A 23,993-nucleotide genomic window follows, 5' to 3' on the forward strand; every position below is an offset into this window, starting at 1 on the left:
ACGCTCCCCCGCGCTCGACTGCGCTCGCGCGGGGGGACCCCCACCGTCGACTCCCTCCTCCGCCTTGCAGCTGCACGCACCAGACGCCGCGGGGCACGCCCTCCGGGCGGACGACGGGAATCTGACGACAGGCCCTAGCAGGGGATGCCCGCACAGGGGCGCGGGGCTGTGTCGCCATGCGGCTCCGCCGAGAGCGGGGGAGCGAGCAACCACTCACCGGCCGCAGCCGCCGGACGGACAGCAGCTCCCACTCCGTCAGGCGCCCGTCGGCTCCTCCGCCGGCGCCTCCCCGAACCGCGCCAGCAGCAGCGCCCCCGCCACCGCCACCGCGAACCCGAGCGCCGCGAGCCAGGTCAGTCCCTCGCGCGTACGGTCACCCAGCCAGATCACGCCCACCGCCGCGGGCCCGATCGTCTCGCCGATGACCAGGCCGGCCGTGGCGGTCGTGACCGACCCCCGCTGAAGCGCCGAGGTGAGCAGCATGAAGGCGGCGCCGCCGCCGAGCACCAGCGCATACGTCGCGGGGTTGGTCAGCAGGTCGCCCGGGCGCAGGGAGTCGATGAGGCGGACCGCGACCTCGACCACGCCGAACCCGCACCCGGCGCCGAGTCCCAGGAGCAACGCGCGGGTGCGCCCGCGCAGGCGGCCGCCGACCCCGCCGAGCAGCAGCACGCCCGCCGCCGCCGCGACCATCGCGTACTTCAGCCAGCCCGGAGCGCTCCGGTCGCCCTCCGCGCCCGAGGCCAGCCCCAGCATCGCCAGGCCCGCACACACCACGCCCACGGCGGACCACTCCCGCCCGTTCAACCGGACGTGCAGCAGCCGCGCCGCCACCACGGCCGTCACCGCGAGACTGGCCGCCAGCGCCGCGCCGACCGCGTAGATCGGCACCGACCGCAGCGCCGCGATCTGCAACAGGAATCCGACCCCGTCCAGGGCCAGCCCGGCCATGTACCGCCACTGCCGCAGCGCCCGCAGCAGCAGCGCGGCGTCCCCGCCGCCACCCCCGTCGTCGCTCGCGGTGCGCGCGGCCATCGCCTGCAACACCGTCGCCGTACCGAAACAGACCGCCGCGCCCAGGGCGCACATCATTCCGAAGAGCACGGGGTGACTCTATGGGGTGATCCATCCGGCGCAGGGGGTGCCCTCCGCGGGCTACGGCGCCGGAGGGCGCCAGCCGCCGTACGCCTGGGCGGGCGGCTGCAGGCCCGGCAGGCCGGTCATGGCCGGGCGGCGGTCGCCGGGCGCCAGCAGGGCGAGGACCACGAGACCGACGGCGATCTCCACGACCATGGTGACGTGCTCCAGGATCATCCGCGTGGGCAGGTCGTGGAAGGTGAACGGCACGTGCGCCGTGGCCAACAGCGTGAGGGTCACCGCGCCGATGACGATCAGTGTCGCGCCGAGGGCCATCCCCAGGGCCCTCGCCAGCGGGGTCCTGATGAACGCCATGACCGCGGCGACCAGGCACAGCACCGCGATCGCGCAGCCGGTCCAGAACGGCGGAGGGGCCAGCAGGGAGTTGAGGGGTCCCTTGCCGATGAACAGGTTCCAGTAGGACGCCGGTCCGTACCGGTCGGCGGTGTACTCGTGCATGTAGTACAGCTGCCAGGCGACGGTCACGAGCGCGTAGCCCGCGAGGAGGATTCCCGCGGTGACGGCGAGGCCGAGCCGCGGCGGCGCGGCGGGGTTCCCTGTCGGCCGGCGGCCCGCCGACGCGATGACGAGGAGAGCGATCGCCCCGAGGACCCCGGTGATGCCGGTGAGCAGCAGCCGGGTGTGGGCCGGCGCGCCGTCGGCCCAGTCCGTGCTGAAGATCCACACCGTGGGGGTCCGGAAGGCGAGGGTGAGCAGGGCGGCCATGACCAGGGCGCCGGGACCCGCGGGCTTCCTCGCCGTGCAGCAGGCGACGACGTACGCGACCAGGAGGACCACGTCGAGGTGGTTGGTCGCCAGCAGCCCGTGGTGCTGTCCCGGAAGTATCCCCCCGGACCAGGTCCACACGGTGTCGTGCAGTCCGGCGTCACCGAAGTCCTTGGTCATCCAAGCGAGTTCGAGCGCCGCCAGCACGCCGCAGATGACCGCGCCGACCCCGCGCGCGGTGGACGTGGGCGCGGTCGGCACCGTGGGTGCCGCCCCGTAGTGCATCGCCATTTCATCTCCCCCGGGACACGATGATCCCTAACTCTCCAGCACCGCCCCCAACTGCGCCAGCCCCCAGTCCAGGTCCTCCTCGGAGATCACCAGCGGCGGGGCGATCCGGATCGTGGCGCCATGGGTGTCCTTCACCAGCACACCCCGGTCCATCAGCCGCTCCGACACCGCCCGCGCCGTCCCGGCCCTCGGCGCGAGGTCCACGCCCGCCCACAGCCCGCGGCCGCGGACCGCCGTCACCCGGCCCGTGCCGGACAGCTCCCGCAGCCGCCGGTGCATCCGCTCGCCCAGCTCGGTCGCCCGGGCCTGGAACTCGCCCGTCCGCAGCATCGCGATGACCTCCAGCGCCACCGCACAGGCCAGCGGGTTCCCGCCGAACGTCGACCCGTGCTCGCCCGGCCGGAACACCCCGAGCACCTCCGCGCTGGACACCACCGCCGACACCGGCACGATCCCGCCGCCCAGCGCCTTGCCCAGCACGTACATGTCCGGCACCACCCCTTCGTGCTCGCACGCGAAGGTCCGCCCGGTCCGGCCCAGCCCCGACTGGATCTCGTCGGCGACGAACAGCACGTTCCGCTCCCGGGTCAGCTCCCGCACCCCCGGCAGATAACCCTCCGGCGGCACGACCACCCCGTTCTCCCCCTGGATCGGCTCCAGCAGCACCGCGACGGTGTTCTCCGTCAGCGCCTCCCGCATCGCCGTCAGATCGCCGTACGGCACGATCTGGAACCCCGGCGTGTACGGCCCGAAGTCCGCCCGGGCCTCCGGATCGGTGGAGAAACTGATGATCGTCGTCGTACGGCCGTGGAAGTTGCCGCCCGCGACCACGATCTTCGCCATCTCCGCGGGCACCCCCTTCACCCGGTACCCCCACTTCCGGGCGGTCTTCACCGCGCCCTCCACCGCCTCCGCGCCGGTGTTCGCCGGCAGCACCATCTCCATCCCGCACAGCTCGGCCAGCTCCGTGCAGAACGCGGCGAACCGGTCGTGCAGAAAGGCGCGGGACGTCAGCGTCACCCGCTCCAGCTGCGCCTTCGCCGCCTCGACGAGCCGCCGGTTGCCGTGCCCGAAGTTGAGCGCGGAGTAACCGGCCAGCAGGTCCAGATACCGCCGCCCCTCCACATCCGTCATCCACGCCCCCTCCGCCGTGGCCACGACGACCGGCAGCGGACGGTAGGTGGGCGCACAGTGCGCCTCGGCGCTGGCGATGAGGTCTTCTGCAGTGGTCATGACCTCTCCCGGATCCGACGGGAACACGACGGTGGCCTCCTTCCCATACTCGCTCGTACGGGGGGCGAGGGCCGCGATCGACATGCGGCCACCACCGCGTGGGCCGCGTCCGGCGCGCCCGGTAGGCTGACCGGCGGGCCGTGACTGGCGCGCTGGGATGGGACGGACCATCGGGGAGCGGTCCGAGCGGGAAAAAGTGCCGTGCGCCTGGGCCGAACGTGAACGCTGTACGCACACCGTCCGGAGGTCCTCATGCCAGAGCAGCAACCCCTCTCCACCGAGTCCACCGCCTTCCGTGCCGCTCTCGACGTCATCCGCGCCGTGGAACCGCGTGTCGCCGACGCCATCGGCCAGGAGGTCCACGACCAGCGCGAGATGCTCAAGCTGATCGCCTCCGAGAACTACGCCTCACCGGCGACCCTGCTGGCGATGGGCAACTGGTTCAGCGACAAGTACGCCGAGGGCACCATCGGCCGCCGCTTCTACGCCGGCTGCCGCAATGTCGACACCGTGGAGGCGCTGGCCGCCGAGCACGCCCGCGAGCTGTTCGGCGCCCGCCACGCCTACGTCCAGCCGCACTCCGGCATCGACGCCAACCTCGTCGCCTTCTGGGCCGTCCTCGCCGACCGGGTCGAGGCCCCCTTCCTGGAGAAGGCCGGCGCCCGCCAGGTCAACGAACTCTCCGAGGCCGACTGGGCCGAGCTGCGCCAGGCCTTCGGCAACCAGCGCATGCTCGGCATGTCCCTGGACGCCGGCGGCCACCTCACCCACGGCTTCCGCCCGAACATCTCCGGCAAGATGTTCGACCAGCGCTCCTACGGCACCGACCCGGCCACCGGCCTCGTCGACTACGAGGCCCTGCGCGCCCAGGCCCGCGAGTTCAAGCCGATGATCATCATCGCCGGCTACTCGGCCTACCCGCGGCTGCTGAACTTCCGGATCATGCGCGAGATCGCCGACGAGGTCGGGGCGACCCTGATGGTCGACATGGCCCACTTCGCGGGCCTCGTCGCCGGCAAGGTCTTCACCGGCGACTTCGACCCGGTCCCGCACGCCCAGATCGTCACCACCACCACCCACAAGTCGCTGCGCGGCCCGCGCGGCGGCATGGTCCTGTGCGACGACTCCCTCAGGGACCAGGTCGACCGCGGCTGCCCGATGGTCCTCGGCGGCCCGCTGCCCCACATCATGGCCGCCAAGGCCGTCGCCCTCGCCGAGGCACGGCAGCCCGCCTTCCAGGACTACGCCCAGCGCATCGTCGACAACTCCCGCGCCCTGGCCGAAGGCCTCATGCGGCGCGGCGCCACCCTGGTGACCGGAGGCACGGACAACCACCTCAGCCTGATCGACGTCGCCACGTCCTACGGCCTGACCGGCCGTCAGGCCGAGTCCGCCCTCCTGGAGTCGGGCATCGTCACCAACCGCAACGCCATCCCGGCCGACCCCAACGGCGCCTGGTACACCTCCGGCATCCGCATCGGCACGCCCGCCCTGACCACCCGTGGCCTGGGCGCGGCGGAGATGGACGAGGTGGCGGGCCTCATCGACCGAGTCCTGACGACGACGGAACCGGGCACGACGAAGTCGGGCGCCCCGAGCAAGGCCGCCCACGTCCTGGACGAGAAGGTCGCGGAGGAGATCGCCCAGAGGGCGACGGACCTGGTAGCGGGCTTCCCGCTGTACCCCGAGATCGACCTCGGCTGATCAACGCCCTCAGGGGCAGCCGATCTAAGGGGCGCGGGGAACTGCGCGACCAGCCACAACTGGTCCGTACTCCCCGACGCACCCGAGCCACCCCCCACCTCAGGGGCCAATCCCACCCTCAGCCGATGAGAGAATGGGCAACATGGCCTCCGCTGACCAACCCCGCGTGCTGTCCGGCATCCAGCCCACCGCCGGCTCGTTCCACCTCGGCAACTATCTCGGCGCCGTCCGCCAGTGGGTGGCCCTGCAGGAGTCCCACGACGCGTTCTACATGGTCGTCGACCTGCACGCGATCACGGTCCCGCAGGACCCGAAGGAGCTGCGGGCCAACACCCGGCTGGCCGCGGCCCAGCTGCTGGCCGCCGGCCTGGACCCGGACCGCTGCACGCTCTTCGTGCAGAGCCACGTCCCCGAGCACGCCCAGCTCGCGTGGATCATGAACTGCCTCACCGGCTTCGGCGAGGCGAGCCGCATGACCCAGTTCAAGGACAAGTCCGCCAAGCAGGGCGCCGAGCGGGCCTCCGTCGGCCTGTTCACGTACCCGATCCTGCAGGTCGCCGACATCCTGCTGTACCAGGCGAACGAGGTGCCGGTCGGCGAGGACCAGCGTCAGCACATCGAGCTGACCCGTGACCTGGCCGAGCGCTTCAACGGCCGCTTCGGCCAGACGTTCACGATCCCGTCGGCGTACATCCTCAAGGAGACGGCGAAGATCTACGACCTCCAGGACCCGTCGATCAAGATGAGCAAGTCGGCGTCCACGCCGAAGGGCCTGATCAACCTGCTCGACGAGCCGAAGACCACCGCCAAGAAGGTCAAGAGCGCCGTCACCGACACCGACACCGTGATCCGCTACGACGCGGAGAACAAGCCGGGCGTGTCGAACCTGCTCACCATCCACTCCACGCTCACCGGCACGTCGATCGCCGAGCTGGAGCGGGAGTACGAGGGCAAGATGTACGGCGCCCTCAAGACCGACCTGGCCGAGATCATGGTCGAGTTCGTGACGCCGTTCCGTGAGCGCACCCAGCAGTACCTGGACGACTCCGAGACGCTCGACTCGATCCTCGCCAAGGGCGCGGAGAAGGCGCGCGCGGTCGCCGCGGAGACGCTCGCGCAGGCCTACGACCGCGTCGGTTTCCTGCCCGCGAAGCACTGAGAAGCATGAACCGGCGCTGAGGCGCACGACCGTACACACGTCCGACTGGGCGGAGCGCTGCACATCACTTCCGCTGCGCCTGCCCACAGGACATCCATAGCCGTACAGTCATTAGCCGACGGCCCGGACGAGACGGCCGGGACGACAACAGACGCGACGACAGGAGACGACGTGCGGACCGTAACGATCGGCGTGTCGATCGCGGTCCCGGAGCCTCACGGCAGCCTGCTCCAGGAGCGGCGCGCGGGCTTCGGCGACGCCGCGGCTCACGGTATTCCCACGCATGTCACGCTGCTGCCGCCGACCGAGGTCGAGGCGTCGGAGCTGCCGGCCGTCGAGACGTATCTCACCGAGGTCGCCGGGGCCGGCCGGCCGTTCCCGATGCGGCTGTCGGGCACCGGCACCTTCCGTCCCCTGTCCCCGGTGGTCTACGTCCGCATCGTCCAGGGCGCCGAGGACTGCACCTGGCTGCAGCAGCGGGTACGGGACGCGTCCGGGCCGCTGGCGCGCGAGCTGCAGTTCCCGTACCACCCGCATGTCACCGTCGCGCACGGCATCGACGAGCCGGCGATGGACCGCGCCTTCGCGGAGCTGGCCGACTTCGACGCGCAGTGGCCGTGCACCGGCTTCGCGCTCTACGAACAGGGCACCGACCTGGTCTGGCGCAAGCTGCGCGAGTACACGTTCGGGGGATCCGTGGTGCCGCCCCAGCCGGTTCGCTCCGCGGGTGATGCCGTAGGGCGCGGGGCCGCCGTGCCGGGATCCGCCGTCTAGCGTCTGCGGCTCGGATGCGGCTGGTCGCGCCCCGCGGCGGAGCCGCGTATGGATGCGGCCCCGCGCCCCTGGGGAGTTGCAATGACGCCGGCTACAAGGGCAGCCTGCGGAACAGCGCCCGTGGTGTGTGGCGTAGCGCCGACATCACCACGCGTAGCGCGCCCGGTACCCACACCGTCTCGGAGCGGCGGCGCAGACCCAGCTCGATGGCTGTGGCGACCGCCTCCGGGGTGGTGGCGAGCGGGATCCGCTCCCGGCCGGCCATCGCCGTCGTACGGACGTGCCCGGGGCGTACGACCATGACGTGCACGCCGGTGCCGTGGAGGGCGTCGCCGAGGCCCTGGGCGAAGGCGTCGAGGCCGGCCTTGCTGGAGCCGTAGATGAAGTCGGCGCGGCGGGCCCGCTCGCCCGCGACGGAGGACAGGACCACCAGGGAGCCGTGGCCCTGGGTCTGCAGGGCTCGGGCGGCGACCAGGGCCGCACTGACGGCGCCGGTGTAGTTGGTCTGGGCGACCCGGACCGCGCGTACGGGGTCGCGCTCGTCGTGGGCCTGGTCGCCGAGGATGCCGAAGGCGAGCAGCACCAGGTCGATGTCGCCCTCGGCGAAGACCTTGCCGAGTGCGGTCTCGTGGGACTCGGGTTCGAGGGCGTCGAAGGCGGCGGTGCGCACGTCCGCGCCGAGCACGCGCAGCCGCTCGGCGGCCTGTTCCAGGGCCGGTGAGGCGCGGCCCGCCAGCCACACGGTGCGCGCGCCGCGGGCGATCAGCCGGCGTGCGGTGGCCAGCGCGATCTCGGATGTGCCGCCGAGGACGAGCAGGGACCGGGGGAGACCGAAGGGCACAGCTGTGGATCCAGGCATGTCGGTGACCGTATCGCCCTGATCTTGGTGATTAGTTACGGAACATTCGCGCACTCCGCACAATGGGCGATTAGTGGGATGTCATACGAGCGCGCCGTGACGGGCAGGAGCGGATCATGGACTGGCTGAAGAGACTCCCCGGCATCGGGCCGCTCGTCACCCGGCTGATGGAGACGCACGCCTGGCACTGCTACGAGCGGCTGGACCGGGTGAAGTGGACCCGGCTGGCCGCGGCCATGACGTTCGTCAGCTTCGTGGCGCTGTTCCCGCTGCTGACCGTGGCCGCCGCGATCAGCGCCGCCACGCTCAGCACGGACCGGCAGAAGACGGTCGAGCACAAGATCGCCGAGCAGTTCCCCGGCGTCGTCTCCGACCAGCTGGACCTCTCCTCGCTCGTCCACAACGCCGGCACCGTCGGTGTCATCGCGGGCGCCGCGCTGCTGCTCACCGGCATCGGCTGGGTCGGTCAGACGCGGGACTGCCTGCGCGCGGTGTGGGAGCTGCCGGAGCAGCAGCAGAATCCGCTCATGGCCAAGGCCAAGGACGCCGGCATCCTGCTCGGGCTCGGCGGCGCCCTGCTCGTCACGCTCGCCGCGTCCACGTTCGCCTCGGCCGCCGTCGGTGTGGTCGCACGCCACCTCGGCCTGGCCGCGTACGGCTGGGGCAGTGTGCTGCTGCGGATCGCCGCGTTCGCCGTCGCGGTCCTCGCCGACTTCCTGGTCTTGCTCTACGTCCTGACCCTGCTGCCCGGGGTCGAGCCGCCGCGCCGCCGTCTGCTGGTGGCCGCGCTGCTCGGCGCGGTCGGCTTCGAACTGCTCAAGCTGCTGCTCAGCGGCTATATCCAGGGGGTCGCCGCGAAGAGCATGTACGGCGCGTTCGGCGTCCCCGTGGCGCTGCTGCTGTGGATCAACTTCACCGCCAAGCTCGTCCTGTTCTGCTCCGCCTGGACTGCGCCTCGGGGCACGGACACCGAGCGCGCCGACGTCACCGGCGCGGCCGGCGGCGCATCAGGTCCGGCAGCGGCCACCGGCGATTGACCAGGAACGCCCCGCCCGCGAGCAGCACCAGCAGCCCGCCCGTGATGGCCGCGGCGATGCCGATGCCGCGCGAGCCGGACCCGGCGGTGTCGCCGGCCACCGGCTTGGACCCGGACCCATGGGTGCCCGAGGTCTCCCCGGCGGAGGCACCGGGGCTCGGCAGGGCGTTCTTCGGCGGCACCAGCTCACCCACCGCGTTGACCTTGCCGGCCGCCTGGAAGCCCCAGTCGAGCAGCTTCGCGGCCTCCTTGTAGACCTCGTTGTGCTCGTGCCTCTCCGGGTTCATCACCGTGACCAGCAGCACCTTGCCGTTCCGCTCGGCGACCCCGGTGAACGTGGCGCCCGCGTTGGTGGTGTTGCCGTTCTTCACGCCCGCGATGCCCTGGTACACCGGGATGTCGGTGTCGCCGCTGAGCAGCCGGTTGGTGTTGCGGATCTCGGTGTCGCCGAACCTGGCGTGCACGGTCGAGCAGTAGTCGCGGAAGTCCTTCTTCTGCAGCCCGGAGCGGGCGATCAGCGTCAGGTCGTACGCCGACGACAGCTGGCCCGGCTCGTCATAGCCGTCGGGCGAGACGACGTGGGTGTCCCGCGCCTGGAGTTCGTCGGCGTGGTCCTGCATGTCCTTGACGGTCTGGGCGACCCCGTCGTTCATCGCGGACAGCACGTGCACGGCGTCGTTGCCGGAGCGCAGGAAGACGCCGAGCCACAGGTCGTGGACGTTGTAGCTGCGGCCCTCCTTTATCCCGACCACGCTGGAGCCGGCGCCCATGCCCGCGAGATCGGACGGCACCACCTTGTGCTCCATGGTCTTCGGGAACCTGGGCAGCAGGGTGTCCGCGAACAGCATCTTCAGCGTGCTGGCCGGCGGCAGCTGCCAGTGCGCGTTGTGCGCGGCGAGCACATCGCCGGACTCGGCGTCGGTGACGATCCAGGAGCGGGCGGTGAGGTCCTTGGGCAGGACGGGCACACTCGGGGCGAGATTGACCTGTGTGCCGGGCTGGCCGAGCCGGACGCCGCCCACGGTCGACATATGAGCCGGCGGCGTGGCCGTGGGGCTCGTCGGGGGGGTCGGGGCGGCGAGGGCGGCGGGCGCCGTGGCGGACAGGGACAGCAGGGTGGCGGAGGTGACCAGCAGGGAGCGCCGGCCGGTCTGCTTCGGTGCGGGCACGGTCGAGAACGTACCCGCAGTGGATCGCGAAGTCCCGGCTCCCGCCCCACCCCCGACACGGAACCGGATACGGGACGGCGATACTGGTCGCATGAAGCTCAGCCGCCCGGTCTCCTGGTTCCTGCTCGTGTTCGGGGTGTGGTCCTGGGTCATCTGGGTCACTTTCGTAAAGAACTTGATCAAGGACAGCAGCGGGCTCGCCTTCGAGCACGGTCACCCGACCGCGTACTTCTGGGTGCACCTGCTGCTGGCGGTCGTTTCCTTCGTATTGGGGACGGTCATCGGAGGCATCGGGTTGCGCGGGCTGCGCGCACTGCGCCGGACGTCATAGCGGGCGTACCCCAAGTTCTTGCACAGCTGTTCAGAAAGCCCTTCCCATGGCTGAAACAGGTGTGATTAGGTGAGCCGCGCCACTTAGGGGAGTGGCGAAATCGTGCTGGGCCAGGGGTAGGGCCTCTCAGGGGCCTGGGGAGGGCACCACCATGCGATCTCTTCGCATGCGCATTCTCGTGACGCTGCTCGTGCTCGCGGTCGTGGGAATCGGCGGCTGGCAGCTGCTGCCGTCGCAGGAGGACAAGAACAAGACCATCACGGTCGGTACGACGGACGCCGTCACGGACCTCGATCCGGCCGGTGCCTACGACGCCGGCTCCTGGGCTCTGTTCAGCAACGTCTTCCAGTCGCTGCTGACGTTCGAGCCGGGCGGTGTCGAGCCGGTCCCGGACGCGGCGAAGAGCTGTGCCTTCCAGGGCAGCGGCCTGCGGACGTACCAGTGCACGCTGCGGCCCGGGATCACCTTCCCGAGCGGGCGCGCGATGACGGCCGAGGACGTGAAGTACTCCTTCGACCGCGTCAAGAAGATCAACTCCGATCTCGGGCCCGCGTCGCTGTTCGCCACGCTCGCCTCGGTGACCGCCGACGACGCGCGGACCGTCACCTTCCACCTGTCCTCCGCGGACGCCACCTTCCCGCTGAAGGTCGCCACCGGCGCCGGGTCGATCGTGGACAAGGAGAAGTACCCGGCGGCCTCCCTGCGCACCGGCACCGACGTCGACGGCACGGGACCGTACACGCTGACGTCGTACACCAAGGACGAGCAGGCCGAGCTGGCCCCGAACAAGCGTTACCAGGGCGATCTGAGCGGCATCGGCCGCCCGATCGAGCTGCGCTACTACACCGACTCCGCGAAGCTCGACAGCGCCTGGAAGGACAAGCAGGTCGACGTCGCGACGCGGAACCTGTCGCCGGGTGTGCTGTCCCAGCTGAACCCGAGCGACCCCAAGCAGCGCGTCACCGAGTCCGAGAGCGCCGAGACCCGCAACCTGTACCTCAACACCCGCGCGAGTTCCCCGCTGCACGACGTGCGGGTGCGCCGCGCGCTGGCCTGGCTGGTCAACCGCGAGGAGCTGGCCGCGACGGTCTACCAGGGCACGGTCGACCCGCTGTACTCGCTGATCCCGACCGGTATCACCGGCCACACCACCTCGTTCTTCGACAGCTACTCCACGCAGAGCGTCAGCAAGGCCCGCGCACTGCTCACCCAGGCCGGGGTCAGCCTCCCGGTGCGCTTCACCTTCGGCTACGGCAAGAAGCGGGGCGCGAGCGAGGAGGAGGCCGCGGCGCTGAAGAAGCAGCTGGAGGCGGGGGGCCTGTTCCAGGTCGACCTCCAGGGGTACGAGTGGACCGACTTCCAGAAGCGCTGGGCGGCGGGGAAGATGGACGCCTGGGCGGTCGGCTGGGTGGCCGACTACCCCGACCCGGACACCTTCGGCGCCGCGCTCGTCGGATCCGGCTCCACGATGAGCACCGGCTACAGCAACAAGGTGGTCGACCATCTCATCCTCGACAGCCAGCAGTACGCCGACCGCAGCCGGGCCTCGAACGACTTCAAGGACATCCAGACGGACGTCGCACAGGACGTCCCGCTGATCCCGCTGTGGCAGCGCAAGGAGTACGTGGTCAGCACCGAGGACGTGGGCGGCGGCCAGTACCTGGACGACGGCACGGGCGTCTTCCGCCTGTGGCGTCTGCAGTGGATCTGATCAGTCCTCTTTCGCCTCGCGCCCCTTGGCCCGTGCGGTCCGTGGATCCGGCAGTGCCCTGGTCATGCCGGGCAGGAAGTCCGTGAACAGTTCATGGACCTCCAGGACCAGGGGGCGCAGGACGCGGAAGCGGGCGAGCGCCACTGCGCGGGCGGTCAGCCGGGCGCCGCGGCGGGCCAGCCGGTAGCTGCGCTCACGGCCCTCCGTGCGGTCGAAGACCCAGTACAGGACCAAGCCCATCTGGGAGAGCCACATCAACTCCGGCAGGACGTCCCGCAGTTCGGGGGCGACCTTGGACTTCGAGCCGGCCAGCACCTCGCGGTGGACACCGATGGCCTGCTCGCGGGCGTGCTCGCTCTCCGGCGAGAAGGGGCTGAGCGGGCTGTCGGGATCGGCGGCGTTCTTGAAGAACTGCACGGCGAACTCGTGGTAGGGCCGGGCGATGTCGAGCCAGACCGTCAGCACGCCCGCGAGCCGTGCCTCCAGGTCGCTCTCCCGGTCCAGGATCTCGCGGACCGCCGCCTGGTGCTCGGCGGCGATCCGGTCGTAGAAGCCCTGGATCAGGTGTTCCTTGCCCGCGAAGTAGTAGTAGGCGTTGCCGACGGAGACGCCGGCCTCGCCCGCGATGGCCCGCATGGTGGTCTTGTCGTACCCGCGCTCCTGGAACAACCGCATCGCGGTCTCCAGAATCAGCGCGCGGGTCTGCTCGGACTTGCTGCTGGGGGGACCGGCCGCCTCGGGACCGTCGGTGTTCGCGGGCACGGCCAAGAGCCTAACGAGTGACACGGGCCCTCTTTGACCAGGCCGGTTCAGCCCGTGCGGCCCAGCTCCGGGCGCCTGGTGTAGTCCGTGAGGCCGAGGACGTTGCCCCATGGATCCGCGAACTCCACGGTCCAGCCGGTGGCCTCCTGGAACACCTCGTCCAGCAGGGTGAGGCCGGCGGCGCTCAGCCGCCGGGCCGCCGCCCGCGCGTCCGGCACCTCCAGCCAGATGCGCGGCGAGAGCCACGGCGGATTCCGGCGCGCCAGCGCCGGTTCGGTGCGCAGGAGGATCCCGGGTGTCTCCTTGCCGACCCTCAGCAGCGCGATCCCGGCCTCGTCGAACCGGAACCCCAAGGTGAATCCGGCCCGTTGGTAGAAGTCGACGGCCTCACCGAGGTCGCCGACGGGGAGCAGCACGTTGTCGAAACCGAGCAGTTCGTACGACTCTTCGTCTGGCATGTCGTCAGATTAGAACCGGTAGGCGGCGAAAACCCGTCAACAGCGTGGCGAAATCAGGAAAAACGCCCAAGGGCCCTGCTTCCGGACGAGCGGAAGCAGGGCCCTTGGGAGGGAATCGGGGGGATCCGTGAAGATCCCGTGAAGATCCCCCTGGAGATCAGTAACGCCGGGTGATCAGCGCCCGCTTCACTTCCTGGATCGCCTTGGTGACCTCGATACCGCGCGGGCAGGCGTCCGTGCAGTTGAAGGTCGTACGGCAACGCCACACGCCGTCACGGTCGTTGAGGATCTCCAGGCGCTGCTCGCCCGCCTCGTCCCGGCTGTCGAAGATGAAGCGGTGGGCGTTCACGATCGCGGCCGGACCGAAGTACTGGCCGTCGTTCCAGAACACCGGGCAGGAGGAGGTGCAGGCCGCGCAGAGGATGCACTTCGTCGTGTCGTCGAAGCGCTCGCGGTCCTCGGCCGACTGCAGCCGCTCACGGGTCGGCTCGTTCGTGTCCTTGGTGACCAGGAACGGCATGACGTCCCGGTACGCCTGGAAGAACGGCTCCATGTCCACGACCAGGTCCTTCAGGACCGTGAGGCCCTTGATGGGCTCGACCGTGATCGGCTTCTCGGGGTTGATGTCCTTGATCAGCGTCTTGCAGGCAAGGCGGTTCTTGCCGTTGATCCGCATCGCGTCCGAGCCGCAGATGCCGTGCGCGCACGAGCGGCGGAAGGTGAGGGTGCCGTCGACGTCCCACTTGATCTTGTGGAGGCCGTCGAGGACACGCTCCTTCGGGTCGATCTCCAGCTGGAAGTCGTCCCAGACCGCCTCCGCGGAGACCTCCGGGTTGAACCGGCGGATCCGGAAGGTGACCGTGATCAGGTGCGACGAGGCCGCGGCCTCTGCCTCCACCTTGTCCAGAACAGGGGTAGCCATCAGTACTTACGCTCCATCGGCTGGTAGCGGGTCTGGACGACCGGCTTGTAGTCGAGACGGATGGACTCGCCGCCGTCGTCGCCCACCTCGCGGTACGCCATGGTGTGGCGCATGAAGTTGACGTCGTCGCGGTTCGGGTAGTCCTCGCGGTAGTGACCACCGCGGGACTCCTTGCGGGCCAGGGCGGAGACGGCCATGACCTCGGCCAGGTCGAGCAGGTTGCCCAGCTCGATCGCCTCCAGCAGGTCCGTGTTGAACCGCTTGCCCTTGTCCTGGATCGCCACGTTCTTGTAGCGCTCGCGCAGCTCGGCGATCTTCTCGACGGCCGTCTTGATCGTCTGCTCGGTGCGGAACACCATGACATTGGCGTCCATGGTCTCCTGCAGCTCCTTGCGGAGCGTGGCCACCCGCTCGTTGCCGGTGGACTCGCGCAGCCGCTCGATCTGCTCGACGACGAGCGCCTCCGGGTTCTCCGGCAGCTCGACGAAGTCCGCCGTGTGGGCGTACTCCGCGGCGGCGATGCCGGCGCGGCGGCCGAAGACGTTGATGTCCAGCAGCGAGTTGGTGCCCAGGCGGTTGGCGCCGTGCACCGACACACAGGCGACCTCGCCGGCCGCGTACAGACCCGGGACGACGGTGGTGTTGTCCGACAGGACCTCACCCTCGACGTTCGTCGGGATGCCGCCCATCGCGTAGTGCGCGGTCGGCTGGATCGGGATCGGGTCCGTGTACGGCTCGATGCCGAGGTAGGTCCGCGCGAACTCGGTGATGTCCGGCAGCTTGGCGTCCAGCTGCTCCGGCGGCAGGTGGGTCAGGTCGAGGTAGACGTGGTCGCCCTCGGGCCCGCAGCCGCGGCCCTCGCGGATCTCGGTGTAGATGGAGCGGGACACGACGTCACGGGACGCCAGGTCCTTCATGACGGGAGCGTACTTCTCCATGAAGCGCTCGCCGTCCTTGTTGCGCAGGATGCCGCCCTCACCGCGGGCGCCCTCGGTGAGCAGGATGCCCATGCGCCAGATGCCGGTCGGGTGGAACTGGAAGAACTCCATGTCCTCCAGCGGCAGGCCGCGCCGGTAGCAGGCCGCCTGGCCGTCACCCGTCAGGGTGTGCGCGTTGGACGTCACCTTGAAGAACTTGCCGGTGCCGCCGGAGGCGTAGATGACCGACTTCGCCTGGAAGACGTGGATCTCACCGGTGGCCAGCTCGTACGCCACGACACCGGCCGACTTCTTGACGCCGTCGACCTCGGTGATCAGCTGGTCCAGGACGTAGAACTCGTTGAAGAACTCCACGCCCTCCTTGACGCAGTTCTGGTACAGCGTCTGGAGGATCATGTGGCCGGTGCGGTCCGCGGCGTAGCAGGACCGGCGGACCGGGGCCTCGCCGTGGTTGCGCGAGTGACCGCCGAAGCGGCGCTGGTCGATGGTGCCGTCCGGCGTCCGGTTGAACGGCAGGCCCATCTTCTCCAGGTCGAGGACGGCGTCGATGGCCTCCTTCGCCAGGATCTCCGCGGCGTCCTGGTCGACCAGGTAGTCACCGCCCTTGACCGTGTCGAAGGTGTGCCACTCCCAGTTGTCCTCCTCCACGTTGGCGAGCGCGGCGGCCATACCGCCCTGCGCGGCGCCCGTGTGGGAGCGGGTGGGGTAGAGCTTGGTCAGCACGGCGGTGCGGCTGCGCTTCGTCGACTCGATGGCCGCGCGCATGCCGGCGCCGCCGGCGCCGACGATGACGGTGTCGTACTTGTGGATCTTCATGATTCTCGCAGCCCCGTGCCTAGCGGATGTTCGGGTCGAAGGTGAAGATCACCAGCGTGCCCAGCAGGATGGTGAACACCGTGGCCGTGTAGAGCAGGGCCTTCAGCCACAGCCGGGTGTTCGGCCGCTCGGCGTAGTCGTTGATGACCGTGCGCAGGCCGTTGGCACCGTGCAGCATCGCGAGCCACAGCATCAGCAGGTCCCAGACCTGCCAGAACGGGGACGCCCAGCGGCCGGCCACGAAGGCGAAGCCGATCTTGGAGACACCGCCGTCCAGCACGAGCTGGATCAGCAGGTGGCCGAGGACCAGGACGACCAGCACGATGCCGGACAGGCGCATGAACAGCCAGGCCGCCAGCTCGAAGTTGCCCCGGGTCGACTTCGGGGTCTTCTTGGTGCGCTTACGCGGCGCCTCGATCAGCGGGGCCGGGTTGTCGACGTCGTAGAAGGGGGTGCCCTCGACGGGGCCGACGCCGGACGCGGTGGTTTCAGTCGTGGACATCGGCCTCAGCTCCCGAACAGAACACGAGCGGCGTGGCCGAGCACGGGGTAGATCGCGCCGGCCATCAGGACGATCCAGACACCCATCACGGTCCAGAACATCTGCTTCTGGTAGCGCGGGCCCTTCGACCAGAAGTCGACGGCGATGACGCGCAGGCCGTTGAGCGCGTGGAAGAGGATGGCGGCGACGAGGCCGTACTCCAGCAGCGCGACGATCGGCGTCTTGTACGTGGCTACGACCTTGTCGTAGTCCTCGGGGGAGACACGCACGAGAGCGGTGTCCAGCACGTGAACGAACAGGAAGAAGAAGATGAGGACGCCGGTGACTCGGTGAGCCACCCAGGACCACATTCCTTCCCGGCCGCGGTACAGCGTTCCAGCCGGCACGGAAGAACCCTCCGGGAGCGGGGACTAGGGCCGCGCCGGCTTCACTGTCGGTCGGGCCCGGCCGGGTACGGTCCACCGGCCCCCAGCATCGTAGCGATGCGCTGCGCTGTGCCTTACGGGGGGCCTGCCTGTGTGATCAAACTGGCACCGGATGGGGTATCGGGCGGGCGGCTACCGGGGTGGCGGTGTCCTGTTATTTGCCGACTGCGGGTGCTTTGGGGCTGGTCGCGCAGTTCCTCGCGCCCCTTAGGGAAGCTGTCAACCTCCCTCTTGCAAGGCGCCGCAGCTCCTCCGCCGCTATGACCCGTTCCTCCTCGGGATCGTTTGTCAATCGTGATCGGATGGCTTCGAGGATGCGGTCGAGGGACTCGTCCGGGTGGGTGTCACCCAGATAGATGACGAACGCGTGTCCGAATCGGGCCTCGTACGCCGCGTGGGCCGCGCTCAGGGCCATGTGGGCCGCCGAGTAGGTGCCCTCGGGCAGGTCGGGGAGGGATTCTCCCGCCAGGGCCTCCGACAGGTCGCTCGGTGACAGGTCGTACGCCGCCTCGTCCGCCGCGGCCAGCAGGGAGTCCAGGTCGGGGTAGGGGCGGTGGTCCGCGATACGGCAGGACCAGCGCAGGCTGTGCAGGCAGTGCAGCAGGAGGGTGTGGGCCTCGTCGGCGGGGGCGGCGTTGAAGGCGTCGAGAGGCCTCGGGAGGTGCGGGAGACGGTGGGCGGGCAGCGTGGGTCCTCGCGTCACATGTGGCGTGGCAGGGGATGCTGTGAAAGGTGTGTCGTCAGGTTATCGAGAGTGGTCACTGTGTGTCCGTGGGACGCCTGAATTTCACTCGAACGGCAGAGTTTCGGAACGGCTGGGTGACGAACGATGCGCGGATCGGTCGTACGTTGGCAGGGTGACCCAGCACAAGCGCCGCGCTTCGGCGCAGCAGGTGATACGTAAGCGGGCGGTGGTGGCAGCCGCGTTCGTCGGGACCGTCGCGCTCGGCACGGGCGTCGGCGTGTGGGCCTCGTCGAGCGGGGGCGGCGGGACGCGGGAAGGGGGTGCGCGGCAGTCGTCGTCCGGAAGAGTGGCCGAGACCGGCGGGGCGGCCACCCCCTCCGTGAGTCCGCCGCCGAGCCGGTCCTATCCGATGTCCCAGGCGCCGCGCACGATACCCGCGGTGCGCTCCCACACCCCGGCGCGCGGCCCCGGCTGGCAGCCGCGGAGGACGGACCGGGTGGTCATCAGCGACGCGGAGCTGGCCGACGAGGGACGGCTGGTGGCCGGGGAGCTGGGGCTCGGCTACGCGGGGGAGAAGGACGACGTACGGGCGGGGGACGTCCGGCTCGCGCTCGGCGGCGGGGGCGGGAACCAGGAGTCGTACACGATGACCGTGCGCGACGGGCGGGTCGACATCAGCGGACCCGGCGAGGCGGGGGTGTTCTACGGCACCCGCACGCTGAAGCAGGAGGTCCACGGCGGCGGTTCGGCGCCAGAGGGGGTCATACGGGATGAACCGGCCAAACCGGTGCGCGGGTTCATGCTGGACATCGCGCGCAAGCCGTACTCCGAGTCCTGGATAGAGGACCGGATACGGGAGTTGGGGGACCTGAAGTTCAACGAGCTGGGGCTGCACTTCTCCGACGACCAGGCCTTCCGGATCGAGTCCAGCAGCCATCCCGAGATCGTCTCCGCGGACCATCTGACCAAGGCGCAGGTCAAGAGGATCGTGGACCTGGCGGACAGCCGGCACATCACCGTCGTACCCGAGATCGACTCGCCGGGGCATCTGGGTGCCGTCCTCGCCGCCCACCCCGAGCTGCAGCTCCGCGACGCGAGCGGGGTCGCCACCAAGGGCGCCATCGACATCTCCAAGCCCGCCTCGGCCAAGCTCGTCGACGACCTGCTGAACGAGTACGCGGGGCTGTTCACCGGCAGTCAGTGGCACCTCGGCGGCGACGAGTACCAGGCGCTGACCGTGAAGGACCCGCAGGCCTCCTATCCGCAGCTGGCGGCCGCCGCCCGGCAGAAGTACGGCTCCGGCGGCACCGTCGCCGACCTCGCCACCGGCTGGCTCGACGACCGCGCCGGCACCGTCCGCGCCCACGGCAGGACCATGCGGGCCTGGAACGACGGCTTCTACCGCGGGACCTCCGTGCAGGCGGCCAGGGACCTGCAGGTCGCCTACTGGACCGGCAAGGAGATCGGCGTCCGGCAGCCCGTGGAGTACCTGAGCGCGGGCCGCAAGGTCATCAACTACAACGACGAGTTCCTGTACTACGTCCTCGGCCAGCCGCAGACCTTCGTGTACCCGACCGGTCAGCGGATCTACGAGCAGTGGAACCCGCGCGTACTGCGCGGCACGACCGCCGTACCGGCGACGTACGACGGGCAGATCCTCGGCGGCACGTTCGCCGTGTGGTCCGACTTCCCGAACGCGCAGACCGAGGACCAGGTCGCGGCCGGGATCCGGATGCCGCTGCGGGCCACCGCGCAGAAGCTGTGGGACCCGGGCAGACCGTCCCTCACCTGGCAGCAGTTCCAGCAACTGTCGGCCAAGCTCGGCTGAACCGACCGCCACCCCTGTGACACCCGGAGGGCTGCGCACGCAGTAAGGGGAAGTGCGGGCTCCGTATCGGTCGGCGCCCTGGCGAGGGAGACACTCATGAGCCTGGTGGAACGCATCGCACAGGCCGACGAACGCGGACTGGCGGCCAGTGGGCTGGCTTGCCTGGACCGGTGCCTGCCCCTGCTCGGCGCCGACGACGAGCTGCTGCGGCCCCTGTGGGCGAGCCTCGCCGACGGCTCCGACTGGGGCGCGAGCCTGGAGAAGGCCCGCGGGACGCTCGGTGCCGAGGGCGCCGACGACGAGGAGGCGGCCCGGCTGGTCCGCCGCATGCTGGAGGCCGCCCCGGCCGAGCGCACCGCCGGCGCGGTACGGCCGTGGGCCGACGCCTGCTCGGTCGCCGCGCTGCGGGTCCACCGGCTGCTCGATCCCGCGGCCGACGGTACGGCCGACGGTGCCGGCCTCGATGCCGGGCGGGCGGGGGACACGGCCGATCTGCCGCCGCTGGTCGCCGCGGAGCTGCGCCGGCAGGCGGCGGTCCTGGACCTCCTGGCCGAGCACGGGCCGCACGGCCTGCGCCGCGCGCTGGACCTGTCGATCGAGGGACGCCGGGTGCTGCGCGCGGTGGTGTCGCGCCGGGAGCGCGCCGGGTCCTGACCGGCACGGCCGAGCCGGACCCGGATCCGCGCACCGGGGTTCAAACCCCCTGCCTGGGCGAGTCCTGTGACCGTCGTGCGGTGGACGTGGGGTAGTCCTGCGGCGGTTGGCGAAAGGGCCCCGTACACGGTGACGGTTGGCGCGCCCCCGTCGCTCTTCCCTATGTGACAGCCCAGTACCTGACACCACAGCAGGAGACCCGGCCGCAGGCCGCGGCGAAGCCCGTGCGATGGGCCGCGGACACCGTGGCGACGATGCGCGAGGGCGCCCGCCTCCGGCTCGACTACTCGGCGCAGAGCCTGTGGCGCGTCGACCGGATGATCGAGGAGATCCGGTGCGAGGGCCCGCCGTACGCCGCCGTCGATCGCGTGCTGCGCGGCTTCGGCGCCTACGCCGGTGAGGTGATCGTCCGCCAGACCGGCGCCGAGTGGTGGGCGACCGGCGGCGACCACTGGGTGCGCACCCCCGACGGCCGGCTCTGGGACCCCATCGAGGAGGCCCGCCGTGCCTACGGCGGCCAGGGCTCGCTGCGCCTGTTGTGCCGGGACGCGACCGGCTCCCGCTGACCGGCCGGGGCCCGCACACGCGGCGGGCCCCGTCGGCTGTGACAGATCTGTGCGTCGCGGCGCTGATCACCGTGGGACATGGAGCATGGGCGGCCGTGTCGCACGACGGGGAATCGACGCGAGCGCGGGCACGAGCCCGGGCTGGGTACGAACGAGGACGGTTCTTGGGCCAGGGAGGCGAACCCCGGCGCCCGCAACCGCGGGACCGGGAGCTGGGCGCGGCCGTCGCGCGCGCCCAGGACGGCGACGAGACCGCCTTCGCGGTGGCCTACCGGATCGTGCAGCCCGGTCTGCTCGGCTATCTGCGGGGCCTGGTCGGCGACGACGCCGAGGACGTGGCCGGCGACGCCTGGCTGGAGATCGCCCGCGACCTCGGCCGGTTCAAGGGCGACGGCGCCGGCTTCCGCGGCTGGACCGCGACCATCGCCCGGCACCGCGCCCTGGACCATCTGCGCCGCCGGCGGGTACGGCCCCGGGCCGCGCCGCTCGAACAGGACGCGCTGGAGCTGCCCGGCCGGCTCAGCACCCACGACCAGGCTCTGGAGACGCTGTCCACCGAACGGGCGCTGGAGCTGGTGCGCTCCCTGCCGCGCGACCAGGCCGAGGCGGTGCTGCTGCGGGTGGTCGTCGGCCTCGACGGGCCGGCCGCCGCACGTGTCCTCGGCAAGCGGCCCGGCGCCGTCCGCACGGCCGCGCACCGCGGGCTGAAACGCCTCGCCCGGCACCTGGGCGCGGCGGGCGCGGCGGACGAGGGCGGCACAGGTGTGACGGATGACGGCCCCTGGACGCTGGGTGAGTCGACATGAACGGCGCCGGCCGCCTCCCGTACGGACACGGGAGCGGCATCGGCCGCGGACCCCGTGCGAGGTCCGGGAGGTCGTCCGGCTCCGGCACGCCGGACGGGAACAGGGACGGGAACAGGCATGGGTGAACGGCACAGCGGCGACGGTCCCTTCGGTCGTCGGCGCGGGCACCCTGGCGGCACCCTCCCCGCACCGGACCGCGCCGGCGGGGCTCTCGCGGGCACGGGACTGGAGGCGCGGCTCAGCGCCGCCCTGCGCGCCTGCTCCGTCGACGCCGAGGCCGAGCGCCGGGCGGTGGCCGCCTTCCGGGCCGCCCGCGAGGCACCGGCGGCGCCCGCGCGCACCCGGCGCCGGGACGACTGGCGCCCCGCCGCGCCGAGCCGCCCCCGGCGCTCGCTGAGGACCACGCTCTCGGTGGCGGTCGCGAGCCTCGCGCTCGGCGGTGTCGCCGTCGCGGCGATCGGCTCGGCCGAGTCCGGCCGGGACTCCCGGCCCGGCACGCCGGGGCCGCACGGCACGGCGACGAGCGGCCCGCACCGGCCGGCCGCTCCCGGCGCGTCCGCCCCGGCCGCAGGCCCGGGTTCGGGAAGCCCGTCCGGCCGGCCGCACCACCCGGCCACCGCACGGGACACCGTGGCGCACTGCCGTACCTACGAGCGGGCCGGCGGCCGGGGCGGCGCGCTGGACGCGGCGGCCTGGCGGCGGCTCGTCGCACAGGCGGGCGGCGCGGACAAGGTCGCGGCCTACTGCGCGGTCCAGGTGGCGAACGACACCACCGGCAACGGCCGAACGCCGGAGAAGGGCTCCAAGTCGGGCAAGGCGGGCGCCAGGTCGGGTTCGAGGGGCGGCAGCTCGGACGCGAAGCCGGCCCCGGAGCATGCGAAGCCGACCCCGAAGAACACGAAGCCGGCCGCGGGGAGCCCGAAGTCCGGCACGGGGAAGGCGAAGTAGTCCGGCGGGGGGCGCGAAGGCTGAAACGCGCCTAGCGAAGCAGACTCTCCAGGAAGTCGCTGCCCAGGCGGGTCAGCGTGGTGAGATCCAGCTGATGCTGGATGTACCGCCCGCGCCGGTCCTGAGCAGAGCCCCGAGGTCTCGTCGTCCGCCAATGGCGTTCGCGCCATGACCGGTGCGGCCGAAGCCGCCCTCGACCGGTTGCAGGCCGCCTGCCGTGAGGTCGGCCACGAGGTGTGTCTCCGCCCCGGTGAGGCACTGCTGATCAACAATCGCAAGGGGCTCCACGCCCGTTCCGAGTTCACCGCTCGCTACGACGGTGCCGACCGGTGGCTTCAGCGGACCTACGTCCGCCGCAACCAGTGGACCATGCGGTACCGCCAGTCCCACGAGAACCGCCGCGTGCACTACTGAGACAAGGCCTTCAGCCGGTCTCGGCGGAGTGCCGGTGGGTACATAGGTGCCGGAGGTCAGGCGACCGGTGCGACGTAGGGGAAGGCGTCGGTCGGGCGGGCGGTGACACAGTCCTTGGTCAGGCCGATGTCGAACGGGGTGTTGGTGGCGAGGCTGAACATCACGTCGACCACGTTGTCGGTCAGTGTGCGGCCGTTGCATCCGGCGAAGCCGTACACGGCCGGGCTGCCGATGCGGTAGGGCAGTACGTCGGGGAAGAGGAAGGCGGTCACTGTCTCCCCGTAGGCGCGCGCGTTGTCGGCCGTGTCGTAGGCGGCCACCACATCGGCGATCCGGCCGGCTATCAGGTCGGTGTACAGCTCCTGGTCCTGGTCGGGCCGCTTGGTGTTGTAGCGGTCGCCGAGGTCCGGGTCGTGCTGGCTGAAGAGCGGGTGGAACATCGGGTGGCCGGCGCGCTGGATCTGCCGCCAGCCTCCGGCATCGGTGGCCAGGATGCTCACCGCCCAGGTGCCCAGGGCGTGACCGCCGCCGGTGTGCCGCAGCAGTTCCTCGTCGGGGACCTCAAGGACGATGGAGTGCACCGTCTGTCCGGCGAACAGGTTGGCGGCCTTGCTGCGGTCCCAGCCGGACAGGTTCACGCGCTCACCGTGGCCGAACGCCTCGCCGACGGCGGCCAGAACGTCATGGTCGATCCAGAACGGGTCGCCGGCGCGGCCGGCCCAGATTCTCTCTCCCGCGCTCCCGGCGACCTCTTCGCCGGTGACGCCGGTGACGCCGGTGGCGACTTCGGTGCCGGTGGCGTTGTCGTCGCGCGACTGGTCACCGGTCAGCCTGTGCAGGGTCCAGTGCTGCCGTCCGTCCGGGCCGGGTTCGCCGAAGGTGAAGCGGTAGGCGATGTCCTGGCGGGCGTCGGCGTCGGTGTCGATCCGGAACTCGTAACGGCCTTCGTGGTGGAAGCCCTGCGGGGCGTCGGGGCCGGAGATGGAGTTGTTGAGGTTCAGCACGAACACGGTGCCGCGCTCGCCGCGGAAGACGTAGAAGTCGGTGATGTCGAGCCGGACGTCCTGGCGGGCGGCGGGAGAGTCGAGGTGGTGCGACATGAGAGTTCCTTCGCTGGTGAGGTGCCGTACCAGGAGCCT

General features: G+C 71.0%; 25 protein-coding genes. 12 read left to right on the forward strand and 13 right to left on the reverse strand.

From position 1 onward, the window contains the following. Positions 1-255: 255 nt before the first annotated feature. The 3 genes from AB0L75_RS23060 to rocD all read right to left on the reverse strand — a co-directional run bounded on the left by AB0L75_RS23060 (position 256) and on the right by rocD (position 3,387). Complete coding sequence (locus AB0L75_RS23060) at positions 256-1,092, reverse strand: DMT family transporter (protein WP_365184257.1); 837 nt, start codon at positions 1,090-1,092, stop codon at positions 256-258. 63 nt (positions 1,093-1,155) lie between these two features. Continuing rightward, on the reverse strand, positions 1,156-2,154 hold the full coding sequence (locus AB0L75_RS23065) for a hypothetical protein (protein ID WP_365183747.1): 999 nt from the start codon (positions 2,152-2,154) through the stop codon (positions 1,156-1,158). 27 nt (positions 2,155-2,181) lie between these two features. Continuing rightward, positions 2,182-3,387: an ornithine--oxo-acid transaminase gene (gene rocD, locus AB0L75_RS23070; RefSeq protein ID WP_365183750.1), complete on the reverse strand. Its 1,206-nt coding sequence runs from the start codon at positions 3,385-3,387 to the stop codon at positions 2,182-2,184. Positions 3,388-3,639: 252 nt separating this feature from the next. On the opposite strand from rocD, the gene AB0L75_RS23075 reads away from it, so the two are divergent. The 3 genes from AB0L75_RS23075 to AB0L75_RS23085 all read left to right on the forward strand — a co-directional run bounded on the left by AB0L75_RS23075 (position 3,640) and on the right by AB0L75_RS23085 (position 7,024). Further along, the gene (locus AB0L75_RS23075) at positions 3,640-5,091 is read left to right on the forward strand and encodes a glycine hydroxymethyltransferase (protein ID WP_365183752.1); all 1,452 of its coding nucleotides are present in this window, start codon (positions 3,640-3,642) and stop codon (positions 5,089-5,091) included. A gap of 142 nt (positions 5,092-5,233) precedes the next feature. Continuing rightward, entirely contained in the window at positions 5,234-6,250 is a 1,017-nt protein-coding gene (gene trpS, locus AB0L75_RS23080) for a tryptophan--tRNA ligase (RefSeq protein ID WP_365183755.1), read from the forward strand. A 171-nt stretch (positions 6,251-6,421) separates the two neighbouring features. Next, positions 6,422-7,024 carry a 2'-5' RNA ligase family protein gene (locus AB0L75_RS23085; RefSeq protein ID WP_365183758.1) on the forward strand — a complete coding sequence of 201 codons (603 nt, stop codon included), beginning with the start codon at positions 6,422-6,424 and terminating at the stop codon, positions 7,022-7,024. A gap of 91 nt (positions 7,025-7,115) precedes the next feature. Here the strand turns inward: AB0L75_RS23085 and AB0L75_RS23090 are convergent, their stop codons facing one another. Beyond that, positions 7,116-7,883, reverse strand: coding sequence for a decaprenylphospho-beta-D-erythro-pentofuranosid-2-ulose 2-reductase (locus AB0L75_RS23090; protein ID WP_365183760.1), 768 nt, complete (start codon positions 7,881-7,883; stop codon positions 7,116-7,118). Positions 7,884-7,999: 116 nt separating this feature from the next. Between AB0L75_RS23090 and AB0L75_RS23095 the strand changes: the two genes are divergently transcribed. Then, the gene (locus tag AB0L75_RS23095) at positions 8,000-8,920 is read left to right on the forward strand and encodes a YihY/virulence factor BrkB family protein (protein ID WP_365183763.1); all 921 of its coding nucleotides are present in this window, start codon (positions 8,000-8,002) and stop codon (positions 8,918-8,920) included. Here AB0L75_RS23095 and AB0L75_RS23100 read toward each other — a convergent pair. Further along, positions 8,868-10,088: a D-alanyl-D-alanine carboxypeptidase gene (locus tag AB0L75_RS23100; protein ID WP_365183766.1), complete on the reverse strand. Its 1,221-nt coding sequence runs from the start codon at positions 10,086-10,088 to the stop codon at positions 8,868-8,870. The two genes, AB0L75_RS23095 and AB0L75_RS23100, sit on opposite strands and share 53 nt — an antisense overlap. A gap of 91 nt (positions 10,089-10,179) precedes the next feature. Between AB0L75_RS23100 and AB0L75_RS23105 the strand changes: the two genes are divergently transcribed. Both AB0L75_RS23105 and AB0L75_RS23110 read left to right on the forward strand, forming a co-directional pair. Continuing rightward, complete coding sequence (locus AB0L75_RS23105; RefSeq protein ID WP_365183769.1) at positions 10,180-10,419, forward strand: hypothetical protein; 240 nt, start codon at positions 10,180-10,182, stop codon at positions 10,417-10,419. A gap of 166 nt (positions 10,420-10,585) precedes the next feature. Then, positions 10,586-12,130: an ABC transporter substrate-binding protein gene (locus AB0L75_RS23110; RefSeq protein WP_365183771.1), complete on the forward strand. Its 1,545-nt coding sequence runs from the start codon at positions 10,586-10,588 to the stop codon at positions 12,128-12,130. On the opposite strand, the gene AB0L75_RS23115 is transcribed toward AB0L75_RS23110, so the two are convergent. The 7 genes from AB0L75_RS23115 to AB0L75_RS23145 all read right to left on the reverse strand — a co-directional run bounded on the left by AB0L75_RS23115 (position 12,131) and on the right by AB0L75_RS23145 (position 17,656). Next, on the reverse strand, positions 12,131-12,892 hold the full coding sequence (locus AB0L75_RS23115; RefSeq protein ID WP_365183774.1) for a TetR family transcriptional regulator: 762 nt from the start codon (positions 12,890-12,892) through the stop codon (positions 12,131-12,133). Positions 12,893-12,939: 47 nt separating this feature from the next. After that, positions 12,940-13,350, reverse strand: coding sequence for a VOC family protein (locus AB0L75_RS23120; RefSeq protein ID WP_365183777.1), 411 nt, complete (start codon positions 13,348-13,350; stop codon positions 12,940-12,942). A 157-nt stretch (positions 13,351-13,507) separates the two neighbouring features. After that, positions 13,508-14,272 (reverse strand): succinate dehydrogenase iron-sulfur subunit, encoded by a 765-nt coding sequence (locus AB0L75_RS23125; protein WP_365183780.1) that lies wholly within the window; start codon positions 14,270-14,272, stop codon positions 13,508-13,510. Then, positions 14,272-16,026 (reverse strand): succinate dehydrogenase flavoprotein subunit, encoded by a 1,755-nt coding sequence (sdhA, locus tag AB0L75_RS23130; RefSeq protein ID WP_365183782.1) that lies wholly within the window; start codon positions 16,024-16,026, stop codon positions 14,272-14,274. Before sdhA ends, AB0L75_RS23125 begins: the two co-directional genes overlap by 1 nt. 19 nt (positions 16,027-16,045) lie before the next feature. Further along, positions 16,046-16,528 (reverse strand): succinate dehydrogenase hydrophobic membrane anchor subunit, encoded by a 483-nt coding sequence (locus AB0L75_RS23135; protein ID WP_365183785.1) that lies wholly within the window; start codon positions 16,526-16,528, stop codon positions 16,046-16,048. A 5-nt stretch (positions 16,529-16,533) separates the two neighbouring features. After that, positions 16,534-16,914, reverse strand: coding sequence for a succinate dehydrogenase, cytochrome b556 subunit (gene sdhC / locus AB0L75_RS23140; protein ID WP_037856824.1), 381 nt, complete (start codon positions 16,912-16,914; stop codon positions 16,534-16,536). A 193-nt stretch (positions 16,915-17,107) separates the two neighbouring features. Next, positions 17,108-17,656, reverse strand: coding sequence for a 2-oxo-4-hydroxy-4-carboxy-5-ureidoimidazoline decarboxylase (locus tag AB0L75_RS23145; RefSeq protein ID WP_365183787.1), 549 nt, complete (start codon positions 17,654-17,656; stop codon positions 17,108-17,110). Positions 17,657-17,810: 154 nt separating this feature from the next. Here AB0L75_RS23145 and AB0L75_RS23150 point away from each other — a divergent pair, with 154 nt between their 5' ends. The 6 genes from AB0L75_RS23150 (at position 17,811) to AB0L75_RS23175 (ending at position 22,854) form a co-directional block, all read left to right on the forward strand. Continuing rightward, entirely contained in the window at positions 17,811-19,466 is a 1,656-nt protein-coding gene (locus tag AB0L75_RS23150) for a glycoside hydrolase family 20 protein (RefSeq protein ID WP_365183789.1), read from the forward strand. A 96-nt stretch (positions 19,467-19,562) separates the two neighbouring features. Further along, positions 19,563-20,120 carry a hypothetical protein gene (locus tag AB0L75_RS23155; RefSeq protein WP_365183792.1) on the forward strand — a complete coding sequence of 186 codons (558 nt, stop codon included), beginning with the start codon at positions 19,563-19,565 and terminating at the stop codon, positions 20,118-20,120. Between the two features lie 179 nt (positions 20,121-20,299). Beyond that, entirely contained in the window at positions 20,300-20,686 is a 387-nt protein-coding gene (locus tag AB0L75_RS23160; RefSeq protein WP_365184260.1) for a hypothetical protein, read from the forward strand. 164 nt (positions 20,687-20,850) lie between these two features. Further along, a complete protein-coding gene (locus AB0L75_RS23165) occupies positions 20,851-21,492 on the forward strand; it encodes an RNA polymerase sigma factor (protein ID WP_365183795.1) in 642 nt (213 codons plus the stop codon). 117 nt (positions 21,493-21,609) lie between these two features. Then, positions 21,610-22,440 (forward strand): hypothetical protein, encoded by an 831-nt coding sequence (locus AB0L75_RS23170; protein WP_365183798.1) that lies wholly within the window; start codon positions 21,610-21,612, stop codon positions 22,438-22,440. 168 nt (positions 22,441-22,608) lie between these two features. Beyond that, positions 22,609-22,854 carry a TauD/TfdA family dioxygenase gene (locus AB0L75_RS23175; RefSeq protein ID WP_365183801.1) on the forward strand — a complete coding sequence of 82 codons (246 nt, stop codon included), beginning with the start codon at positions 22,609-22,611 and terminating at the stop codon, positions 22,852-22,854. A gap of 56 nt (positions 22,855-22,910) precedes the next feature. Here the strand turns inward: AB0L75_RS23175 and AB0L75_RS23180 are convergent, their stop codons facing one another. Next, on the reverse strand, positions 22,911-23,954 hold the full coding sequence (locus AB0L75_RS23180; RefSeq protein WP_365183803.1) for a DUF4331 family protein: 1,044 nt from the start codon (positions 23,952-23,954) through the stop codon (positions 22,911-22,913). Positions 23,955-23,993 lie beyond the last annotated feature (39 nt).

Origin of the sequence: Streptomyces sp. NPDC052101, assembly GCF_040680235.1 — a bacterium.
In the GTDB taxonomy this organism is placed as follows: domain Bacteria; phylum Actinomycetota; class Actinomycetes; order Streptomycetales; family Streptomycetaceae; genus Streptomyces.

What these genes read in the sequence shown, in the direction of transcription:
- AB0L75_RS23060 (WP_365184257.1), bottom strand. Translation starts at nt 1,092, where the DNA reads ATGATGTGCGCCCTGGGCGCGGCGGTCTGTTTCGGTACGGCGACGGTG.
- AB0L75_RS23065 (WP_365183747.1), bottom strand. Translation starts at nt 2,154, where the DNA reads ATGGCGATGCACTACGGGGCGGCACCCACGGTGCCGACCGCGCCCACG.
- rocD (WP_365183750.1), bottom strand. Translation starts at nt 3,387, where the DNA reads ATGACCACTGCAGAAGACCTCATCGCCAGCGCCGAGGCGCACTGTGCG.
- AB0L75_RS23075 (WP_365183752.1), top strand. Translation starts at nt 3,640, where the DNA reads ATGCCAGAGCAGCAACCCCTCTCCACCGAGTCCACCGCCTTCCGTGCC.
- trpS (WP_365183755.1), top strand. Translation starts at nt 5,234, where the DNA reads ATGGCCTCCGCTGACCAACCCCGCGTGCTGTCCGGCATCCAGCCCACC.
- AB0L75_RS23090 (WP_365183760.1), bottom strand. Translation starts at nt 7,883, where the DNA reads ATGCCTGGATCCACAGCTGTGCCCTTCGGTCTCCCCCGGTCCCTGCTC.
- AB0L75_RS23095 (WP_365183763.1), top strand. Translation starts at nt 8,000, where the DNA reads ATGGACTGGCTGAAGAGACTCCCCGGCATCGGGCCGCTCGTCACCCGG.
- AB0L75_RS23105 (WP_365183769.1), top strand. Translation starts at nt 10,180, where the DNA reads ATGAAGCTCAGCCGCCCGGTCTCCTGGTTCCTGCTCGTGTTCGGGGTG.
- AB0L75_RS23110 (WP_365183771.1), top strand. Translation starts at nt 10,586, where the DNA reads ATGCGCATTCTCGTGACGCTGCTCGTGCTCGCGGTCGTGGGAATCGGC.
- AB0L75_RS23120 (WP_365183777.1), bottom strand. Translation starts at nt 13,350, where the DNA reads ATGCCAGACGAAGAGTCGTACGAACTGCTCGGTTTCGACAACGTGCTG.
- AB0L75_RS23125 (WP_365183780.1), bottom strand. Translation starts at nt 14,272, where the DNA reads ATGGCTACCCCTGTTCTGGACAAGGTGGAGGCAGAGGCCGCGGCCTCG.
- sdhA (WP_365183782.1), bottom strand. Translation starts at nt 16,026, where the DNA reads ATGAAGATCCACAAGTACGACACCGTCATCGTCGGCGCCGGCGGCGCC.
- AB0L75_RS23135 (WP_365183785.1), bottom strand. Translation starts at nt 16,528, where the DNA reads ATGTCCACGACTGAAACCACCGCGTCCGGCGTCGGCCCCGTCGAGGGC.
- AB0L75_RS23155 (WP_365183792.1), top strand. Translation starts at nt 19,563, where the DNA reads ATGAGCCTGGTGGAACGCATCGCACAGGCCGACGAACGCGGACTGGCG.
- AB0L75_RS23170 (WP_365183798.1), top strand. Translation starts at nt 21,610, where the DNA reads ATGGGTGAACGGCACAGCGGCGACGGTCCCTTCGGTCGTCGGCGCGGG.
- AB0L75_RS23175 (WP_365183801.1), top strand. Translation starts at nt 22,609, where the DNA reads ATGACCGGTGCGGCCGAAGCCGCCCTCGACCGGTTGCAGGCCGCCTGC.
- AB0L75_RS23180 (WP_365183803.1), bottom strand. Translation starts at nt 23,954, where the DNA reads ATGTCGCACCACCTCGACTCTCCCGCCGCCCGCCAGGACGTCCGGCTC.